Source organism: Paludisphaera soli, assembly GCF_011064595.1.
In the GTDB taxonomy this organism is placed as follows: domain Bacteria; phylum Planctomycetota; class Planctomycetia; order Isosphaerales; family Isosphaeraceae; genus Paludisphaera; species Paludisphaera soli.
The window spans coordinates 1-19,831 of the sequence record NZ_JAALJI010000024.1; the positions used below are offsets into that span (position 1 = coordinate 1).

The window sequence follows — 19,831 nt, forward strand, 5'->3', positions numbered from 1 at the left end:
AATGTGAGAAGTGTGAACCCGAAGTGTGAACTTCACACCCCGCTTAATCGTCATCCTCCCACGCTTCAAGCTGGCCGGTCTCGCGAGATTTCCGACCTCGCGCGAAGGAGTCTTTCGGTCGCTTGAGGCTCTCCAGAAACCTCCCAAGCTCCTCATAGTCGTAGAGGCGTCTTCGTGAGCGTCCCACCTCGCGGGCGAGCGAGGCGATCGTGATCTTGCGGCCTTCCCGCGCCCAAGCGAGTGCGACGGCTATCGCCCGAACCTCGGCGCTGTCTCGCCTCCCTCCACCCGGTGCGGCGGCTTGGTCGGGCGTCACGAGGTCGGGAAGCGCCGGCGGGGTGTCGGCGACTACTGCGCTTGGTTGGCTTGCTGGCGGCGGAGTGGACGGGACTACTTCAATCTGAGGAAGGATGAAATTCAGCTCGATAACAGGCCACAGCAAGAGAATCCCCTCGCACTCCGCGATGATTTCGCGAGTAGCGACTCGCGCGGCCACCTCGTGAGCGGTCACCCCCTGCCCCGGCCGCCAGATCTCTCTAATGAGTCTCTGGAGGCAGACTTCGCCCGTAGGGATTGTCGAGCGGCCCCAGGAAATCTGGTTGCGGACTGTGTGCGACCAAGCCTCGTGATATCGCCGAAGCCCCATGGCGCAAAGTTCGATCTCATAAGCTATCGCCTCCATCACCCGACCCAGTCCCACGGGCACTCGGCCGGTGTCGGGCGGCTCGCGATAAAGCCGTCCGAAGTGAATCAGATGAGCCAGTTCGCCCCTCATCACGGCCACATAGAATTTAGCTGTGACCGGGAACCGGGGGGCACCACCCTGCCATCGCTCGGGGAGTTCGGAGGGATGTTCGACGATCGGAGCATGGGCGAGGCGAGGACGTTCGTCCGGCATGGCGGGCTCCCCTGAACGCGGGCCGAACCCGGCCGGGGCGTCAGGGGATGACCGCGCCCGGCCGGGTCCGCTTGGCTTGTGGTTGGCCTACCGACAAGCGCACCCGCGATATAATTATATCATCTCGCCGACAAGCGGACGGCTCCCTTCGACGTGCCTGGATCGGTCGAATGCTCGGGACGCCCCGAGGCGCGGGCGAAAGGTCGTCAAGTGGGGCAGTCGGGAGGATGTGGGTTACGAGACGGAGGGACGGCCGTGCACCTGAAACGGATCGAAGGCAGGTACTACGCCTACGAGTCGACGCGCCAGGGCGACCGGTTCACGTCCCGCTGCTGGGGCCGCATGCCGGACCGGCACGTCCCCATGTGTCTCGAACTCGTGAGGGATTGTCGGGAGATGCGGGCGATCGAGAAGGCCGAGGCCGAGCGCGAGCAGGCCCGGACGCTGGCCCCGCTCGTGGCCTTGCGGGACGAGGTGATCGCTTACGGCGCGGAGGTGGACGCGGCTGTCGCCTCGGTCTTGACCGCGTTCGGATATCACCGGCCTCGGCGCGGGCCGTGGCGCAAGCAGAGGGGGCGCGACATGGGCGACTCAGCGGCGAAGGCGAAGGTGGAGGTGGCCCGAACCAAGATCGGCGAGCTGATCCACCTGGCTAACAAGGGTGACGCCCTGGCTGCCGAGAAGCTGCCTGCGGCCCTGGTCGCGGCGGCGGGGAGATCCGGCGGCGATGTGGAGACCGAAACATTCTCTCTGATGTTGGACGTGCTCCCGGCCCCGAAGGAGCCGGCCGAGGCGAGGGTCGAACTGATGAAACGCGAGCTGGCCCCGCCTGGGTCCTCCCTGATGGTGCGGCTGATGGCCGGCCGAGTGGTCGCCGATTGGACCCACGTCCAGACTTGGGAGAAGTTCCTGGCGGGCGCCCACAGCGGCAAGTTCAAGGCGACGGTCGGGGACGCGATGCGATGGGAGAAGAGCTTGAATGCGGCCGTGCTCCGCTACCAGAGGGGGCTCGTCGCCCTGGCCAGGATCAAACGCCTGGACCTTCCGGTCATCGCCCAGGTCAACATCGCAGAGGCGGGATCGCAGCAACTGAACCAGGCCCGCGTGGATTCGACCCTCGCGGGCGATGCTACGCGCCAGCCCAAAGATCGACGTCGAGGAAACTCGGCGACGAGAAGCGCATCGAGTCCTCGGGCCTGATGGTCCCGGGGGGTTATCCCCGGGAAACCTCCAGACGCGAAAACATGAGGCCGGATCAATATCAAAGCAGCTCGGCCCTGGGCACGTGCGACGGTTGCTCGCCGAGCGGGGTGGTTTCAGCGGCCGCGACGCCGACATGCGAGGCCCAGGCCTGCCACTACGGCCGTGCCCAGGAGGGCGAACGACGCAGGTTCTGGCACCGGCGCGAAGCTGTAGAACAGCGAGCCATATACGCGCGAGGTGCCGTAGTCGCTGACCTGGTCGAAAGTCGCGAAGAACCGCTCAACCCGCCGGAATCCGCCCGGAAGCCTGGTGAACGAAACCTCGTGGATGGTGAAGGTTCCGCTCAACTCGTTGCTGCCCTGGGCCGCGAAGGTGACGTCCATGCCAGGGTGCCCTTGGGCCGCGAAGAGCGACCGCTGGGCGTCGTCGTAGACCCCGGGGAGGATGCCCGTTCCGAGTCCGAAGGTGCTGAAGTTGAGCCTTGAGTAGACTTCGGCGCTTTCTCTGACCCGAAACTCGATGTACGTCCAATCGCCATTGGGCAGGTTTGCAGCCCGGAGCGGATTGTAGCCCTGGGCATTGTCGTCCGTGATTAGATAATCCAGGCCCCCTCCGATGTAGCTCCCCGGCGTGCTGTGAAGCTCCAGGCGTGCGAAGCCGGCTTTTACGGGGCTGCCGATACCCGAGGCGAGCACGATGGCAAAGATGAACATGCAGGCTCGCCCAAGACGCGAAGACGACATACTTGAATCCCTTGTCGAACCGGATCAATGCGAAGCCCATGGGGCCCGCCATCATCCCGACGAACGACGGCGGAGTCAATCATCCGTTCAGGCACGCGATGGCTCTTTGCAGTCCGGGCCACTGATGCCGAGGCCGACCAGATCGTCGGGGCCGGGAAGCCCGGCGGGGCTGGCGCGGTGCGGCCTGGCGGCTGGAGCGACGGTTCCCCTTGCGGTGGAGGGCCGATCGCAGGCGCGAGCAGGGGACGCCATCCCAGGAAGCTCCCGTCTGAGGACAGGGCCCATCGGGGAATCTCGGTGACGATGGGAGTATTGAAATGCGACCGCGCTCGGAAACTCAGTGACGACGGCGTCACCGGGTTTCCCCAGCCCCCCGGGGGGAAACTCAACAACGAGTAGCGCGTCGAGTTTCGGCGTCGCGGGGAACTAGGTTTCCTTTCCCTGAAGCAGGGAATATTTCGAGCCGTGCAACTAGGGGTTTTGGCCCGAATGCGATGCGAGGGCTGGGCGTCTTTCCACCGGAGCAGTGAAAGTTTCGAGGTGCCGCACCTAGGCCGGGAGGTCTCGCGATGAGCCGATTCGAGCGCGGGCTGTTGAGACTGCTGGCCAGGCACGAGAAGGCCAAGCGGAAGCATAAGCCGCCGCGAGTGCCGACGCTGACCGAGAGGCAGAGGGCGTTCGTGGACGCGTATTTGTGGAAGACCACGGGCAACGCCACCGAGGCGGCCCGCCTCGTGGGCTACAAGTGGCCCGGCAAGGTTGGACCGGCGCTGGTCCACCACCCACTGATCAAGCCCATTCTCAACAACCAGGTCGACCTCATGGTCGCTTCGCATCGAGGGCCGCTCCGGGCCGGGCTGCTGTCATTCCGGTGAGCTGTCAGGGGGTATTGAGAGGTTCTGAGAGTGCATAAAAGAGAGCGGAGCTGCCCCCGACGCATTTGGGTGACAGCTAAGGATTGCCGACCTTTCGACTTCGGGAGCGGGGCGTCTTAGAACTCGCCCGTGGTTAAGAATCGCGACAGTAGTATGGGCACATAACGCAGGACTATAGGCCCTTGTCCGTCCGTGCTCGCATGCGTTAAGCTACGCCTCCCGGCGGCGGCACAGATCGTCCGAATTGGATAAGGACGCGGACCCGACCGCCGACCACAGCGATGGAGCGACAGCATGAATCGGACGCATGGACGGTCCCGCCGGTCCCACTTCCGCGCCTGGGGCTTGGAACCACTGGAGGGTCGTCGTCTCTTGGCCGACGCCTCGCAGATCGCCTTCCCCGGCCTGGTCATCCCGAGCGTAATCGAGTCGGCGGGCAGCGTACCACTGACGGTTGTGCGGACAGGCGACCTGTCGGGACCGGCGAGCGTGCGCGTCCGGACCGAGTCAACCTCGGCATTCGCGGGATTTGACTACGCCCCGGTCGACGTCGTCGTCGATTTCGCCCCGGGCGAGTCGCAAGCGACTTTCTCCGTACCTATACTCGACGATGACGTCTCGGAGCCGCTTAGCAAGTTCATCCTTGTCCGACTTTCGGAGCCGACCGGCGTGGACGGCCTCGGTTTCTGGTCGGTCGTGGGATTCCAACTGGAAGACGACGAACCTGGAAGTTACTCCAGCCTGGCGTTCATGGACTTCGACGAAGCCGGGCTCTGGACCTACAACGACGCGGAAGGCTACCGCAAGATCAACGACCGCTCTCCCGAGGCGATCGTGACCACGCCCGATCGTGGCGCGTACATGGACTTCGGGACCGCCGGGCTCTGGGCCTGGGACGCCTTGCAGGGCTACAGGAAGCTCAGCGACTCCGACCCCGAGAGCCTGGCCCTGCTCCCCACGAAGCACGCCCCGACGCCGCAGTTCGGGCCGGAGGCGGGGCCGATCTGGGACGGCCCCAAGCTGCTCGTCGACTTCGGCCAAGGCGGGCTATGGGCCCTGGGTCAAGACGCGGGCGACTGGCGGAAGGTCAACGACGTCAGCCCCGAGAACATGGTCGCAGACGGTTACGGCGTCCTCCTCGACTACGGCCCGCAGGGCGTGTGGCGCTGGGACAGCTTTCAGGGCGGCTGGACCAAGCTCAACGACGCCAGCCCCGAAGCCATGGTTGGCGGGGACGGCGGCTTGCCGGTCTTCTTCGACTACGGCGCGAGCGGCCTCTGGAGCCTCCAAGGAGGCGAGTGGAGGCGAGTGAACGAGGCCGATCCCGAGGCGATCATCGGTTCTCGGGGCCTCCTCTACGTCGATCTGGGCACCGAGGGGCTCTGGATGGTGGATGGGATCGGACGCTGGGAGAGGCTCAGCGAAGTCGACCCTCGATCGATAACCGCCTCGGAGGCCGGGGTCTTCGTCGACTTCGGCTACGCCGGCTTTTGGAGGTACGTCCCGTCGATGACTCGATGGGACCACCTCAACGCCAGGTCGCCCGAGCTTGTCGAGGTCGACGCCTCCTCCGACGGCGTCGTGCTCGACTTCGGCGATGCCGGTGTCTGGCGATGGGACGGCTTGAGGGGCTACCGCAAGCTCAACGATCGATCGGCATCCCGCATCGCCCTCGCGAGCGCTTGAGCCCGAGCACCCGATCCTGATCATTCACTCAAACGGCCGGGCCTTTCAGGACTCGGAGCCCGGCCGTCAGCGGTCCACCGGGCTTCTCGACCCCAAGAAAGCTCGCATCTGGGTGACGATCAACGCGATGCATCCGGGGGGGATTCGGCGGCAGTTAGCATTCGCGGCCTTCGAATTGCCTCCCGGATGCATGTAGGTATTTGCTAGAAAAAGCTGGTGTTCCGGCGAGTTCGCCGCGATCTGCCGAGCCTCGGATATGCGATATCCCCAGGGGATTCAGCCATATGACCGAGATGCAGCGACGGTTCTGCGACGCGTACCTCGATGGTGCCCGCTACAACGCCACCCAGGCCGCGAGGCTGGCAGGCTTCGCCTGGCCGAACAAGCAGGGGCCGCGCCTCATGCAGCATCCCGAGGTTGGGCCCGCCGTCGAGGCCGAGTTCCTGAGGCGGCATCCGGGAGTCGCGAGGATGGAGGCGGAGTGGGCGGAGGCGAAGCGACGTGAGGCGGTCAGGAGTGCTAGGAATGCACGTCGACGGGAGCGGCGACGGGCCGACAAGGCGAGCCGATCCGTCTGCCAGTTCGACTGATCTCCGCAGGGCAGTGTTCCGGCCATCCCGCGAAGCGACCGCACAAAACGGAGAAAGCCCGAGGGGGTCAGGGGGTCGGTGCGCGAACTCCGGTTCGCGAACCGACTCCGGCCCATGAGGCTCAAACGCAGGTCCGGCCCTACTCTTTCAACTCGGCCGCGATCGAGGCGAACTGTTCCATCGCGGCCTGCAAGTCCTCGGCGATCTCCTGCGCCAGGACGTCCGGCTCGGGGAGGCTTTCGGCGTCTTCGAGGCTCTTGTCGCGAATCCAGAAGATGTCGAGATTGAACTTGTCCCGTTTGGCGATCTCGTCGTAGCTGAAGGAACGCCAGCGTCCCTCGGGGTTGGACTCGCTCCACGAGGGGGTTCTCTCGTGGCGGTTTTCTGGGTGGTAGCAGGAAACGAATTCGTCCAGGTCCGAGCGCTTCAGGGGCTTGGTCTTCAGGGTGTGGTGGATGTTGGTGCGGTAGTCGTAGACCCAGAGTCGATCGGTCCAGGGTTGCTCGCGGGCCGGCTTGGCGTCGAGGAAGAGGACGTTCGCCTTCACGCCCTGGGCGTAGAAGATGCCGGTCGGCAGCCGCAGGAGGGTGTGGATGTCGCACTGTTCGAGCAGCTTCCGGCGCACCGTCTCGCCGGCCCCGCCCTCGAAAAGGACGTTGTCGGGGACCACGACGGCGCAGCGGCCGTTCACCTTGAGCAGCGTCTTGACGTGCTGCAGGAAGTTCAACTGCTTGTTCTTGGTCGTCGTCCAGAAGTCCAGGCGCTCATAGGCCTGGTCCTCCTTCTCCAGGTCGCCTTCCTCGTTCACGATGGACATCGTGGACTTCTTCCCGAAGGGCGGGTTCGTCAGCACAAGGCTGAAGCGCTCGCCGGGGTCTTGGGCGAGGCTGTCCTTGCCCGAGGCGATCGGGCAAGGGTCGGCGTCGATGCCGTGGAGCATCAGGTTCATGATGCAGAGGCGGGCGGTGTTCGGGACGAGTTCCCAGCCCTTCACGAAGCCTCGCTTCAGGTGTTTCTTCTCGTCGGGGTCGAGGTCCCGCCCCTCCTTCTCCACGACGTAATCATGCGCCGCCAGCAGGAATCCCCCGGTCCCGCAGGCGGGGTCGCAGACCGTGTCGCTCGCCGTCGGGCGGATGCAATCCACGATCGCCTTGATGAGTTCGCGCGGGGTGAAATACTGCCCCGCCCCCTTCGGCGACTCGGCGGCGCTCTTGGAGAGCAGGCCCTCGTAGATGTCGCCCTTCACGTCGGCCTGCATCGACATCCACTTCTCGGGGTCAATCAGGTCCACGATCAGGCGGCGGAGCGTGACGGCGTTCTGGATCTCCGGCTTCGCCTTCTTGAAGACCTCGCCGAGCATCCCCGGCCGCGAACTGAGGTGCTCCAGGACGTGACGATACTGGATCTCCAGCGCTTCCCCCTCCAAGCCCTTGAGGCTGGCCCAATCGTATCCTTCCGGCACGAACGGCTTGCGGTTGTAGGGGGGCTTCGTCTGCTCGTCCGCCATCTTCAGGAAGAGCAGGAACGTGATCTGCTCGACGTAGGCCATGTAGCTCAGGCCGTCGTCCCGAAGGACGTGGGCGAAGTTCCAGGCCTTGCTGACGATCTGCTGGCTGGCGGTGCTCATGGCTGGTCACTCACTGGACGAGCCCGCTGCGCGGCGGCGAGGCTGTCCTTCAAGAACTGCTCGATGCACTGAAGCTGACTCGCCCGAGATCGAGCGAAAAAATGGACATCCTCCGAATAGAGGACCAGTTCGTTGACCCACTTGATACCAGTTGGCGAGTTGCCCTCCGGCTCCACCCTCCCGAAGCCCGCCTTCTCAACTCCGTCGCTCCCGACGGGTGACAGGAGGGTCGAGAAGATCAGGATGCCGGGGCGGTCATAGGACATCCCTACCCAGAAGTTTTTCGCGTCGAGGTAGAAGTTGATGGATTCCCAGCCGTTGGTCTTCTGGAATGTGATCTTCAATGCGGCGAGTGCCTCCTGAACCAAGCCCAGGAGCCCTCGAAAGGCTTTCATACCTTCGACCAATTGCCATCCTACGGCTTCCATCGTGACGCCCCTCTGGGTGAGGAAATCGGTGAACTGAACGACGAGAAAGCGGCTCACGTCGGAACCGAGCGAGCCTCCCTGAAGCTCATCAAGAAGCCAGTCGGCGACTTGATACCATCGTCGGGAGACGACCAAACCGGCGACCGAATGCGGGACTGAGACAGGATACCGTGACAGAAGCACCAGTCCCCTGTATGCAAAGCCGGCCTGCTTCTGAAGCTCTTCTCGATACCTCTCCAGTTGGCGGTCCCCCAATTCGGAGTCCACCTTCGCCTCGACGTAGATGAGGGAGTCGAGGGTGGAGATCTCAAGATCAGGGCGCCCCTGCTCGGTTGCAACCTGCGTCGTCACCGTGATCGAAGATGCCTGGTCGGCCGAGGCGTTAAGAATCCCCCCGGTCAGCCTGCTCAGGATGCGAACGGCGACGTTCGGCTCATTTTCGAGGAGATGACGAAGGAGGTAGGCGAACGCCTCGGTGACGAAGTTCTCGTCCTGGCGAGAGGCGTACCGATGAAGTCGTGAAAGGAGATTGTTCGTGACCATCAGGGCCATCCTCGATCACGAGATGCGTCTTCATGATTCGCCGTACAAAGCGCCCGCTCGGTCTCGTCGTTGAGCCGCAGGGCGGTGAGCATGATCTCTGGGGAAGTGGCCTCAGGCGCGGCCGAAGATTGGCGGTGCGAATCGAGAAGGTGCTCTTGGACTGAAGCGTCGAGGACGTTCTCGAAGACGGCGGGGAGGACGACGGTTGAAATCGCCGTCAGGGTGTGTCCGAGGGCCTGCGGGGGCCGGCGGCAACCGTAGTGGCGGTCGCCGCTCAAGGTGACGTGCTGCATGACGAGACTCATGACTCATCTCTCTCGTCTATGCCATCGTTCTTGGGGAAGAGCGAGGGTGCCGCAATGGTCTTGCGGCGAGGACCACGCCTTCGAGCGGCGGGCTTGCCGTTCTCCGAGGAGTTGGACGACTGACGATCATGCCGGATGCGGTCAAGGAGCTGCTCGGCGGGCTCGTCGGTCGGGTCTTGCGGGACGAGATCGCCCTCGAAGGCCCGCTTCAGGATGCCCTGACGGAGCCGGGCGGCTCGCTTCAGGTTGGATTCGACCTGGGTCTCGATTTCGTCGACGATGGAGAGGCGGCGTTCGACTTCGGCGACGATCTGGACTTGTTCAGCAAGGGGTGGTAGGGCCACAACGATCGACCGGACCAAGCCTAGATTGAGATTCGGCTGCATGCCCCCCGCTGCCTGGCGACGCAGTTTTTCGTAGTTCGCCGCCAAATGTGACTTCAGGTACGCACGACAGGAAGAAGAAACCCCGACCATAACCAAAGCGGCGAGTGCCTGATTGATCGTGGCGTCGATCGCCAACTCCGACACCTTTCCGCGAGTCTTCCCCTCTACATAGAGTGCGACAATAAGAGTCTGAGCAGGGTAAATTCGGAGCGTTGTCGCTTTGAGCGCTCGTTCGGTGACGAACTCAGATGCCGAACGAACAACGGGCTGATTTACCGCAGTGCTGGTCACCCAAGGGATCGACCCTTCTTGAAAGTATTCTTTCTTGCTCCTAAGGGGAGTCGTCCCCGTGCCAACGTCGGCGAGTTGATCGACGGTGGCCCAAGCCCATCTGTCCGGAAGAGGGGGCAACTCTGGATCTCTCACACCTTCTGGTGTCCTGTACCTCCCCAGCCATCCCTTCGGCAGACCACTTCCTTCCCGCTCGGACTCAACGCGCTGATCGACCTCCCACTTGCGGCGGCGTTCGGTGAGGATGCGTTCGAGCAGGACGGAGGCGGGTTCGGTGTCGGGGTGCTGCGCCCGCCAGTCCTCGGTGAGTTTGCCATCGACCGCCGCCTTGAGGACGGCGGCGCGATACCGCTTCAGGCCGGCTCGCACCCGCTCCAGGGCGGCGACACCGGCATCGAGTTTGGAGAAGAGTTCCTCGATCTTGGCGACGATGCGGCGTTGCTCGTTTAACGGAGGAACAGGTATGGCGACGTCACGCAAGTCCTCCAGGTTCAAACTGTCACGGGTGCTACCGGTTATACACCCTCGGAGAGTTGACCCGACTTGAGGTGTTTGAAGCATAGCCCAGATCCAAGAAGTACCCTCCTCGTAGGCTGGCCTAAGGACCGCAAGCGTTCTGGATATATTGGCACCTTCAAGGTGCTTCGGAATCCTTGCTACCCGACCGACGGTCCCTTGTATCGACAGGACGACCTCCCCCCCACGCAATTCTGACTTCTGGAACTGCCTATGTAGTTGTTCTGTTATTCGATAGGCGTCCGTGTCGTCGACCACCCCCGCTACCACGTCCTTGACGCGAAGCAGAACTCTTCCCTCCGGAGCAAATGGCCCAGGTTTCAGCACTCCGTAAGTGATGCTTTTGGGTCCCAGCACGAGATCTGCGAGCCTCGCAGAGCACCATCCTTGAGGGAACACGAATCCGCTCACGCCGCCAGCCTCCGATTGAGTTCTTCCATGATCTCCGGCAGACGCTCGCCGAACAGGTCGTGAACCCGCCCCAGGCCGCCGATCTGATTGAACGGGGCGTACTCGAAGTCATCTTCCTCGATCCGCAGGCTCTTGGCGATGTGGTCCCGGATGGCGTCGAGCCACTGGCGTTGCTCGTCGGTGAAGACGACGCCCCGCTGCTCTTGCTCGGCGAGCCACCGCCGGTACCTCTCGTCCACCGAGAGGGAGTAGGGGACGAGCGGCTGCTGAGGGTCGAGGGCGTGGCGGACGAGGGCGATGAGGTCCACGAGGTCCTTGCCCCCCCTGCCCTTCACCGCCTGCGGCTCGGTCGCCTGGTAGGCGTTCCAGACCCGCTCCGGTGTCGCCGACAGCGGCGGGTTCTTGAGGGCGTTGGCGAGGTCTCTCACCTGCCGGAACCGCAGGCCCGCCCGGTGGGGTCGGCTGTAGAGGACCTGGATCGCTTCGAGGTCATCCTTGTTCCGTTCGATGAACGCCTTGAAGTCCGTGACGAGGGCCTGGGCTTTCTCCCGGGCGGCGGCGTCGAAGCCGGCGTGGAGGAGTTCGTCCTGCGTCACCTCGTCGATGACCTGCTCATGACTCCGTTTCAGGTTCAGCAGCAGGTCGCGCAGCTTGGGGTCGTGCAGAGGCTTCAGGGCCTCCGCCATCATCTCCCCCTGCACCTGGTCGAGCTGGGCCTCGGTCGGCTCCTGATTCTCGGCGAGCCCGAAGGCCTCCGCCGCCCGGCTCGCCTGGGCGTCGGGGTCGAGGCTCCCGAGCAGGCTCGCCGCGAGGGCGGGGAGGTCCGTCCCGCCCGCCTGATGGGTCACCTGCTCGCGCTGCTCGTCGGTCAGTTGGCGGTCGAGCCGGGTCAGGCGGCTCGCCAGCGTCGAGACGATGTCGGGGTTGGCGGCGCCCATCGCCACCAGGCCGAGGATCTTGTCGAGCGGGACGCTCGGCGTCCGGTCGAGCGGCTTGCACGCCGTCTTGTCCTGCTCCGCCACGCCGACCGCATCGACGAGGACGAAGTGGGTCTTCGCGTCGGCGTCGGGCGTGACGCTCCGCAAGGCGTCGATGCCGATGACACGGACGCCCCGTCCCTTCATCTGCTCGAAGTAGGCGGCGCTCCTCACGTTCCTCATGAAGACGAGGCACTCCAGCGGCTTCACGTCGGTGCCTGTCGCAATCATGTCCACCGTGACGGCAATGCGGGGGTTGTAGGAATTTCGGAATTCCGCCAGCAGGTTTTCAGGCTTCTTCCCGGTCGTCCGGTAGGTGATCTTCTGGGCGAAGTCGTTCCCCTTGCCGAACTCTTCGCGGAGTATGCGGGTGATGTCCTCGGCGTGGCTGTCGTCCTTGGCGAAGACGAGGGTCTTCGGTACGTCGGTGCGGCCTGGGAAAATCTCCGTCAGAACGCGCTGTTTGAACGTGCGGATCACCAGACGGATTTGATCCTCGGCCACCACGTCCCGGTCGAGCTGGTTGGCGGTGTAGGTCAGGTCGTCTTCGAGTTCGGCGTAACGCTTCGAGCGCGTTCGGCGATCCCGATGGGGGACGAACTGGCCCGGCTCGCCTTCCAGCGTCGCGCCCCCCTCGGTGATCCGGGTTCGGATGCGGTAGAGGTCGAAGCCGACGTTCACGCCGTCCGCCACCGCCTGCTCGTGGCCGTACTCCATCACGAGGTTGTTGTTGAAGAAGCCGATCGTCTGCGTGGTCGGCGTGGCGGTCAGCCCGATCAGGAAGGCGTCGAAGTAGTCCAGCACCTGTCGCCACACGTTGTAGATGGATCGGTGGCACTCGTCGACCACCACGAAATCGAAGGCTTCGATGGGGATGCGGTTGTTGTAGACGACCGGCAACGGCTCCTTGACGAGGCCCGTTTCCAACTCGAAGAGGGAATGCTCCTCGGCGGTGTCGTCGAACTGCTCCTCGCCCTTGAGGATGGAATAGAGGCGCTGGATGGTCGTGATGACGACCTTGCTCGTCGGGGCTACGGAGTTCGAGGTGAGTTGCTGGACGTGGTACTCGTCGGTGAACTTGTAAGCGTTGATCGGGCTGACGAACTGCTGGAACGCCTGGTAGGTCTGGTGTCCGAGGTTGGAGCGATCCACGAGGAAGAGGATGCGTTTCGCCCCGCCGAACTTGATGAGCCGATAGCAGGCGTTGACGGCGGTCAGCGTCTTGCCGCTGCCGGTGGCCATCTGGATGAGCGAGCGGGGGCTGTTTTTGGCTAGCGCCTGTTCCAGGTTCTCGATCGCCCGGCGCTGGACCGGCCAGAGTTGCGACGGGCCGAGCGGCGGCAGGTTTTTCAGCTTATTCCGCACCTGCTCTTCGGAGCGGAGCAGGGCGAGCCGAAGCAATTCGTCGGGCCGGTGGAAGGTGAAGACCTCGCGGCTGCGGGCGTCGGGTTCGAGCAGGTTCGTGAACTGCGTGACCGCCCCGGTGCTCTCGTAGGAGAACGGCAGCGGATTGCCGTGGGCCGGGATGCCGGGCGGCAACGCGCCGGCGTACTTCGCCGACTGCGTTTCGACCCCGATGAGCGGATGCCCCTTCGGCTTGGCCTCGATGACCCCGATCGCTTTCCCGGCGACGTAGAGGAGGTAATCCGCCTCCCCGGTCTGCATCGGAAACTCGCGGATCGCGATCCCCGGCCCCGCCGAGAGGTTCATCGCCGACCGGTCCTGGACGTGCCACCCGCACTGTTCGAGCTGGCGGTCGATGTCCTGCCGCGCCTGATCTTCGGGGTTCATTCGGCAAGCCCCAGGGGGCCACGGAGATTTGAGATCGCCCGAACACTCATCCGACCGGCCCGCCTCGCCCGATCGGTACGGCGGGAGCCCGTATTCTATAGCAGTCGCGCGGTCGAACCAAGCATGCAGGGGCTGACATCCAGGGCGAACCCGATCGGCCCCCCACCGCCTCACGGCTTGCAGGTGCGGACCATCGCCAGGATGCCCGCGCGGATCGCCTCAGGTAATCTAGGCCACGCTTCGACCAGGGCGGCCAAGTCGGCGTCGGCGGGTTCGCTCTGACGAATGTCGTGCGGCAAGGGCGCGGCAACGCTCTCGGGGGGGAGACGCAACCCTATTGAGATTCGTCCTTTGCTCGAATCGGCACGCTGACTCTTAATCAGCGGGTTGATGGTTCGAGTCCATCGGGGGGCACTTCCGACCGAGTCCGTCACAGGCCGCCCCGGCCCGTCGGGCTCCGTCTTTTCTCGGGCGAAACCCACTTCGCCCGACTTCCCATCGTCGCTTGTCGTTCGATCCGTCTCCGACGGATGCCGACTCGATCCGTCCCCTCCGGTGGGCAAGGACTTCGCTGATACGCCCCTGCCCCGTCCCCTGCTCATCGGAGGGGCCGGATTCGTCCCTCCAGAGAATAGGACGAGCGGGCGGGCAAGGCCGTCGGTCCCGGTCGCGGCCAGGATCGACGAGGCGGCCTGCGCAGGCGCGGTCCGCTCGATGTCGACGGCGTGCGGCTTGGTGTCTCGCCCGGTGAATTCCGGCTTGCTGCGACTCATCAGGCGTTGGACGACACGGAGACTGACCCCGACGTCGTCGGCGCGGAGCATGCTCGCGTCCCGGTCGTCGGTCAGCCGGAACACGGCCCCACCGGGGACCACGCCCTCGACTCTCAGCGCCTCGCCGTTCCTGGTGTGGCCGGCCGCGACGGTCACGGTCGGGGGGCTCGCCCGCCATTTGAAACGACTCGGGCCCTCCTCTCAAGGGCCGATTCTCGCATCGCCGGTCTCAAATGCGATGGACTGGATTCCGGGGGCGAGCGCCGTCGCCGTCAGCCGGTGTTCTTCAGGCCGGAAGCGATGCCGTTGATGCTCTCCAGGACTCCGGCGAGCAGCTCCTCGTCCGGGCTTTCTTCGGCGCGGAGGCGTCGGAGCAGGACGAGCTGGATGAAGCTGAGCGGGTCGACGTAGGGGTTGCGCTGCTGGATCGAGCGTTCGAGGATCGGCATCTCCTCCAGGAGCGTCGACTGGCCGGAGATCCGGCCGACGACGTCGACGGTGCGGCGGTACTCCCCGGAGATCCGGGCGAAGACGGCGTCGGCGAGGGCGGGATCGTCGACGAGGTCGGCGTAGAGCCGGGCGATGGTCATGTCGGCCTTGGCCAGGATCATCTGCGCGTTGTTGATCAGCGTCCGCCAGAACGGCCAGCGGCGGTACATCTCCTGCAAGGTCGCCAGCGCCTCGGGCCGCTCGGCGAGGAGCTCCTCGACCGCGCCGCCGAGCCCGTACCAGCCGGGGAGGGTGTGGCGGCATTGCATCCAGCTGAAGACCCAGGGGATGGCCCGGAGGCCCTCGAGGGCCGTCGACTTGCCCCGCCGCGCCGGCCGCGAGCCGATCTTGAAGTCGGCCATCTCGCCGATCGGCGTGGCTTGCTGGAAATACGTCAGGAACTCGGGCGTCTCGTAGACGAGCCCGCGGTAGATCCGGCACGCGGCCGGCGCGAGGCGGTCGAGGGCCTGGATCCAGGCCGGCTCGGGCTGCTCCCCCTCGTGGGGGAAGCTCGAATGGAGGACGGCGTGGATCACCTGCTCGAGGTGCCGCTCGGCGATCCCGGGATGGCCGTAGCGGTCGGCGATCATCTCGCCCTGCTCGGTGATCCGGAGCCGGCCGTCGACCGTCCCGCGCGGCTGGGCGAGGATGGCGTGGTTGGCCGGCCCGCCGCCCCGGCCGACCGCGCCGCCCCGGCCGTGGAACATCTGCATGGCCACGCCGGCGTTCCGCCCCGTCTCCACCAGGTCGATCTGGGCCCGATAGAGGGCCCAGGCCGACTGGAGGGACCCGCTCTCCTTGTTGCTGTCGGAGTACCCGATCATCACTTCCTGGAGCTTCCCGCGGAGCTCCAGGTGGCGGCGGTAGATCGGCAGGCCCAGGAGCTTCTCCATGATCGGCGAGGCGGTCTGGAGCGGCTCGAGCGCCTCGAAGAGCGGGACGACGTCGAGCCGGCTGATCCCCTCGGCGGGCCGGAAGAGTCCCGCCTCGCGGGCGAGCAGGAGGACTTCGAGCAGGTGGGCCGGCTCGGTCGTCGAGCTGATGATGTACTTGTCGATCGCCTCGGGATTCCACTCCTCGAGCAGGGCGGCGACGATCCGGAACGTCTCGACGACCTCGTTGGTCGCGTCGGAGTAGGCCAGGTGGGTCGGGATCAGGGGGCGAGTCCCGTCCAGCTCCCGGGCGAGGACGTCGAGCCGGGCGTCGGGGGAGAGCGAGAGGTAGCCCTCGCAGACGCCGGCGCCGCGGAGGATCTCGTCGAGCGCCGAGGCGTGCCGGGCGCTGTGCTGGCGGAGGTCGAGCGTGAGCAGGTGGAGGCCGAAGACCTCGACGAGCCGGATCATGTCGCGGATCGCCCCGGTGGCGGCGGCCCGGGCGCCGACGCGTCCCAGGTCGTCGGCCATGAGGCGAAGGTCGGCGAGCAGCTCGTCGCGCCCGAAGTAGGCCCCCGGCGCCGGCGTCTGGGCCGCGTCGGTCCAGGACGGGATCGTCCCGAGGGATTCGAGCGTCCTCCCGAGCTTGGCCGAGATCAGCCGGCACTTCGCCCGGTACGGCTCGTGCACCGGCGGGCGGGGCGACTCGGGGAAGGATGCGGCGTCCTTCGCGATCGAGGCGAGCAGCTCCTCCCCCGGCTCCATCGAGCGGTCCGAGTGGCTGAGCCGCCACCAGAGGGCGTCCATCCGTTCGATGTAGTGGCGGAGCAGGGTCTCGGACTGGAGCCGGATCGCCTCGGCCGTGGCGAGGGGGGAGACGCCGGGGTGGCCGTCGCGGTCGCCGCCGATCCACGAGCCGAAATGGAGGAAGGGCGGGATCCGCCAGTCGTGTTCGGGATAGACCTCGCGGAGGCTCGCCTCGACCGTCCGGTAGACCCGCGGGATGACGTCGAGCAGGTTCCCCTCGACGATGTTGAGGCACTGGCGGACCTCGTCGAGGACCGTCGGCCGGGTGCCGCGGATCGCGTCGGAGAGCCAGAGCGTCTCCACCTCCTCGGCGATCGCCTCCTCGGCCCTCGCCCGCTCGGCGGGGACCAGGTCGTCGCGCTCCATCCGATCGAGCTGGCGGGCGACGGCGGAGAGCTTGCCGAGGATCGTCCGCCGTCGGGCCTCGCTCGGGTGGGCGGTGAAGACCGGGCAGATCAAGGCCCGCGCCAGGTGCTCGGCCATCTCCTCGGCCGTCACGCCCCGATCGCGGAGGGCCCGCAGGGCCGCGCCGGGGCTCTCGACCTGGGGCGAGTCTTTCGCCGCGCGTTGCCGGGCCCTGAGGGCCCGGACGCGGGCCTGCTGCTCGGCGAGGTTGATCAGGTCGAAATAGACGCTGAAGGCGCGGATGAGCGTCCGCAGCTCGGGAAGGTCGAGCCGGCCGAGGCGGTCGCGGAGCCGCCTCGCCTCCTCCACCGACGGGTCGGCCCGGAGCCCCTTGGCCGTCCCTCGGACCTCCTCGACCAGGTCGAAGGCCTCCGGCCCGGCGAGCCGGCGGATCGTGTCGCCGAGCAGGTCGCCGAGCCGGTGGATGTCCTCGCTGAGCGATTCCAGGGCCTCGGGCTGCATGGCGACTCCGCGTTGTAGGCTCATTCGGGACCGATCCACGAGCTGAAACTATAGCATCCCGCGGCCCGTTCCATCACCCGGAGTCGCCGATGGGTCGGTAGGACGACGTCGACCCGTCCGCCTCGCCGCGGCGAGGCCGGGACGGGAGGCGATCGGCCCCGTCGGCCCTCAGGTCGCCCCGCCGGCGAGCTTCGCCGCCTCGGCGTCGATCACGTCGGGCTCGGCGATCTTGGCGATCAGCTGGTCGGTGCTGGCGGGGTCGACGGCCCGGCAGCACTCGGTCAGCATCGCGGCCAGCTCGCGCAGGTCGGCCCGCCAGGACAGGTGGGGAGGGTCGGCGCCGGCCGCGACGTCGAGGGAGCAGGCCCGCTCGAATTCGCCGCAGAGCATGATCATCCGCTGGACGTGGCGGAAGATGATCCCCTCCTGCTTCGTCAGGTCCAGGGTCGTGACGAACTTGTTGAAGTTGCCTCCGTACTCGACCAACTCGCCGACGCACCAGAGCGGGTGCGTGCGGACGTCGCCCACCTCGGGGTAGCGGTGGTCGAAGTAGGACCGGAGCTTGTCCGCGAAGCTGGGGGGCCGCTCCTCCCAGGCGTCCTCGTCGTCCTCCTCATCCTTCTCGACCTTGGCGATCATGAGCCCGCGTTGGATCAGCTCGGCGTCGAGCTTCGAGGCGGCGAGGGCACCCGACTCCAGCAGCTTGAGCGGGACCCGGAGACGCCTCCGGACCGGGCCGGGCACCTCCAGGGCGCTCTCCATCGCCTGAAGGCGCTCGTCGGGGTCGGCCTCGGCCAGGACCTCGGTCAGGAAGGCGCCGTAGAGGGGATGGATGCTCCGGAAGGCCAGCAGCCTCCCCAGCGCGTGCGTCGGCCGTGCCAGGATCGGCGTGTAGGGGGTCGGGGGCTGGCCGTCCTCGGGCGGGCCCGGCGGCTCGGGGCTCAGGGTCACGAACCCGCCGTCCTGCAGCGCCAGGAGCATCCGGTCGAGCGCCTTCTCGCCGGCGGCGATCCGCGGGTCGTCCGTCAGCCGCTTGCGGACCACGGCGCGGATGCCCTCGACTTCCGGCGAAACCTCGAGCAGATAGGCCAGCAGCCGCCACGGGAGCGGCCCCTTGCTGTAGAGCTTGCCGGGGGGCGCCGCCTGGAGCTGGTTGAAGTGCCCCTCGACCCAGTACTGCTCGGTCTCGCGGCGCTTCGGCCGCTTCTTCTTGAGGGCCTTCTTCGCCTTCATCAGGCCCGGATCCTTGGTGTCCTCGGGGATGGCGTCGTACTTCGCCTTCCACCTCGCGAGGTCGACGTCGTCCGGGTGCGCCAGGGCGTAGACGAAGCCCCGGTCGTCGAACTGCGGCCGGCCGGCCCGGCCGAAGATCTGGTGGGCGATGCTGGCGCCGATCAGCTTCTTCGCGCCGAAGGGCCCCTTCACCAGCGACGAGAGGACCACCGAGCGCGCCGGGAGATTGATTCCGGCCGCCAGGGTCTCGGTGCAGACGACGACGGGGAGGAGCTTGCGCTGGAACAGGTCCTCGACGACCAGGCGATACTTCGGCAGGAGCCCCGCGTGGTGGACGCCGACCCCGCGGTGGAGCAGCCGCTTGAGCTTGGGGCCGGCCCCCTGGCCGAGGTCGAGCGCATTGACCCGGTCGTGCAGCTCCTTCCGCTGCTCGTCGGACAGGTTGAGGTCCTTGCCCATGACGTTCTCGGCGACGCTCCAGCACTCCTCGCGGTCGAAGCAGAAGACCAGGGCGGGGGTCCGGGGGCCGTCCTCGTCGCCCGCCGCCATCGCGACGAGCTGATCGTTGAGGAACCTCTCGGGCACCCATTCGTAGGTCAAAGGGACCCGGCGTTCCTTGCCCTCCACCAGCGCGATCCTGCGGTCGTGCTGGCTCGCCAGCCAGCCGACGAACTCCGACGAGTTCCCGACCGTCGCCGAGAGCAGGAGCAGCCGGACGTGCTTGGGGAGCATCCCGAGCGACAGCTCCCAGACGATCCCCCGGTCGATCTCGGCGAAGTTGTGGAACTCGTCCATGACGCAGGCCGTCACGTCGGAGAAGTCGTCCCGGTTGAGCAGCCGATTCAGGAGGATCTCGGCCACGACGACGAGCACCCGGGCGTCGGGGTTCACCTTCCGGCTGCCGGTGACCAGCCCCACGTCCTCGCGTCGAAAGCCCCAATCGACCGCGCGGTCCTGCATCTCCTGGAACTTCTGCTCGGTCAGCGCGATCAGGGGCGTCGTGTAGTAGGCGACCTTCCCCGTATGGAGCGCCTCGAAGAGGGCCGCCTCGGCGATCAGGGTCTTGCCCGTGCCCGTCGGCGCGCAGACGAGGACCCCCTGCTCGGACTCGAACCAGGCCGCCAGCGCGGCGTCCTGGACGGGGTAGGGCTCGTAGGGCAGCTGGTCCACATACCGAACGTACAATTCGTCGCGCGTCGGAATCTCCAACGGCATCGGCCGCAATCTCCCGGGCTGGTGGTCAGGAACTCCGTCGAGATTCTCTCGCATGGGTCGGATTTGAGCCTGCTCCTGCGAAAACACCGGGTGATCGGATCGGACGCCGAGCCCCGGGCCGGCCCCTCACGCGAGGCCCCTTCCAGTGTGACCGCCGACGCGCTTTCCCGAAACCCGGTCCTCCTCGACGAGACTCGCCAGAAGAACGATCACGTCACCCTCACCAGGTTTGCCGAAGCCGCTGCGAGCCTCGGCTTGGTCGACCGATGTGCAGATAAATCCGGCACTTAGACGCACGACCTGGC

At 66.1% G+C, this 19,831-nt stretch carries 13 protein-coding genes; 4 read left to right on the plus strand and 9 right to left on the minus strand.

All coding sequences use genetic code 11. The features are described 5' to 3' along the window. Window positions 1-43 precede the first annotated feature (43 nt). Window positions 44-898 (minus strand): hypothetical protein, encoded by an 855-nt coding sequence (locus G6O68_RS24020; protein WP_165251201.1) that lies wholly within the window; start codon window positions 896-898, stop codon window positions 44-46. Window positions 899-1,153: 255 nt separating this feature from the next. On the opposite strand from G6O68_RS24020, the gene G6O68_RS24025 reads away from it, so the two are divergent. Further along, window positions 1,154-2,098 carry a hypothetical protein gene (locus tag G6O68_RS24025; protein WP_165251202.1) on the plus strand — a complete coding sequence of 315 codons (945 nt, stop codon included), beginning with the start codon at window positions 1,154-1,156 and terminating at the stop codon, window positions 2,096-2,098. A 116-nt stretch (window positions 2,099-2,214) separates the two neighbouring features. Here G6O68_RS24025 and G6O68_RS24030 read toward each other — a convergent pair whose 3' ends face one another. After that, window positions 2,215-2,814 (minus strand): PEP-CTERM sorting domain-containing protein, encoded by a 600-nt coding sequence (locus G6O68_RS24030; RefSeq protein ID WP_165251203.1) that lies wholly within the window; start codon window positions 2,812-2,814, stop codon window positions 2,215-2,217. A gap of 599 nt (window positions 2,815-3,413) precedes the next feature. Between G6O68_RS24030 and G6O68_RS24035 the strand changes: the two genes are divergently transcribed. The 3 genes from G6O68_RS24035 to G6O68_RS24045 all read left to right on the plus strand — a co-directional run bounded on the left by G6O68_RS24035 (window position 3,414) and on the right by G6O68_RS24045 (window position 5,995). Further along, window positions 3,414-3,719, plus strand: a complete 306-nt coding sequence (locus G6O68_RS24035) for a terminase small subunit (RefSeq protein ID WP_165251204.1) — start codon at window positions 3,414-3,416, stop codon at window positions 3,717-3,719. A 372-nt stretch (window positions 3,720-4,091) separates the two neighbouring features. Then, window positions 4,092-5,405: a Calx-beta domain-containing protein gene (locus tag G6O68_RS24040; protein WP_165251205.1), complete on the plus strand. Its 1,314-nt coding sequence runs from the start codon at window positions 4,092-4,094 to the stop codon at window positions 5,403-5,405. A 284-nt stretch (window positions 5,406-5,689) separates the two neighbouring features. Then, window positions 5,690-5,995 (plus strand): terminase small subunit, encoded by a 306-nt coding sequence (locus tag G6O68_RS24045; protein ID WP_165251206.1) that lies wholly within the window; start codon window positions 5,690-5,692, stop codon window positions 5,993-5,995. A 139-nt stretch (window positions 5,996-6,134) separates the two neighbouring features. On the opposite strand, the gene G6O68_RS24050 is transcribed toward G6O68_RS24045, so the two are convergent. The 7 genes from G6O68_RS24050 to G6O68_RS24080 all read right to left on the minus strand — a co-directional run bounded on the left by G6O68_RS24050 (window position 6,135) and on the right by G6O68_RS24080 (window position 19,526). Continuing rightward, window positions 6,135-7,622 (minus strand): class I SAM-dependent DNA methyltransferase, encoded by a 1,488-nt coding sequence (locus G6O68_RS24050; RefSeq protein WP_165251207.1) that lies wholly within the window; start codon window positions 7,620-7,622, stop codon window positions 6,135-6,137. Continuing rightward, the gene (locus G6O68_RS24055) at window positions 7,619-8,593 is read right to left on the minus strand and encodes a PD-(D/E)XK nuclease family protein (protein ID WP_165251208.1); all 975 of its coding nucleotides are present in this window, start codon (window positions 8,591-8,593) and stop codon (window positions 7,619-7,621) included. The genes G6O68_RS24050 and G6O68_RS24055 overlap by 4 nt, the downstream gene beginning before the upstream one ends. Further along, on the minus strand, window positions 8,593-8,898 hold the full coding sequence (locus tag G6O68_RS24060) for a hypothetical protein (protein ID WP_165251209.1): 306 nt from the start codon (window positions 8,896-8,898) through the stop codon (window positions 8,593-8,595). The genes G6O68_RS24055 and G6O68_RS24060 overlap by 1 nt, the downstream gene beginning before the upstream one ends. Beyond that, window positions 8,895-10,502, minus strand: a complete 1,608-nt coding sequence (locus G6O68_RS24065) for a restriction endonuclease subunit S (RefSeq protein WP_315852139.1) — start codon at window positions 10,500-10,502, stop codon at window positions 8,895-8,897. Before G6O68_RS24065 ends, G6O68_RS24060 begins: the two co-directional genes overlap by 4 nt. Next, entirely contained in the window at window positions 10,499-13,270 is a 2,772-nt protein-coding gene (locus G6O68_RS24070; RefSeq protein ID WP_165251211.1) for a type I restriction endonuclease subunit R, read from the minus strand. Before G6O68_RS24070 ends, G6O68_RS24065 begins: the two co-directional genes overlap by 4 nt. A gap of 1,045 nt (window positions 13,271-14,315) precedes the next feature. Further along, window positions 14,316-17,102 carry a phosphoenolpyruvate carboxylase gene (gene ppc / locus G6O68_RS24075; protein ID WP_206108197.1) on the minus strand — a complete coding sequence of 929 codons (2,787 nt, stop codon included), beginning with the start codon at window positions 17,100-17,102 and terminating at the stop codon, window positions 14,316-14,318. Window positions 17,103-17,246: 144 nt separating this feature from the next. Next, a complete protein-coding gene (locus tag G6O68_RS24080; RefSeq protein WP_165251212.1) occupies window positions 17,247-19,526 on the minus strand; it encodes a DEAD/DEAH box helicase in 2,280 nt (759 codons plus the stop codon). Between the last annotated feature and the right edge of the window lie 305 nt (window positions 19,527-19,831).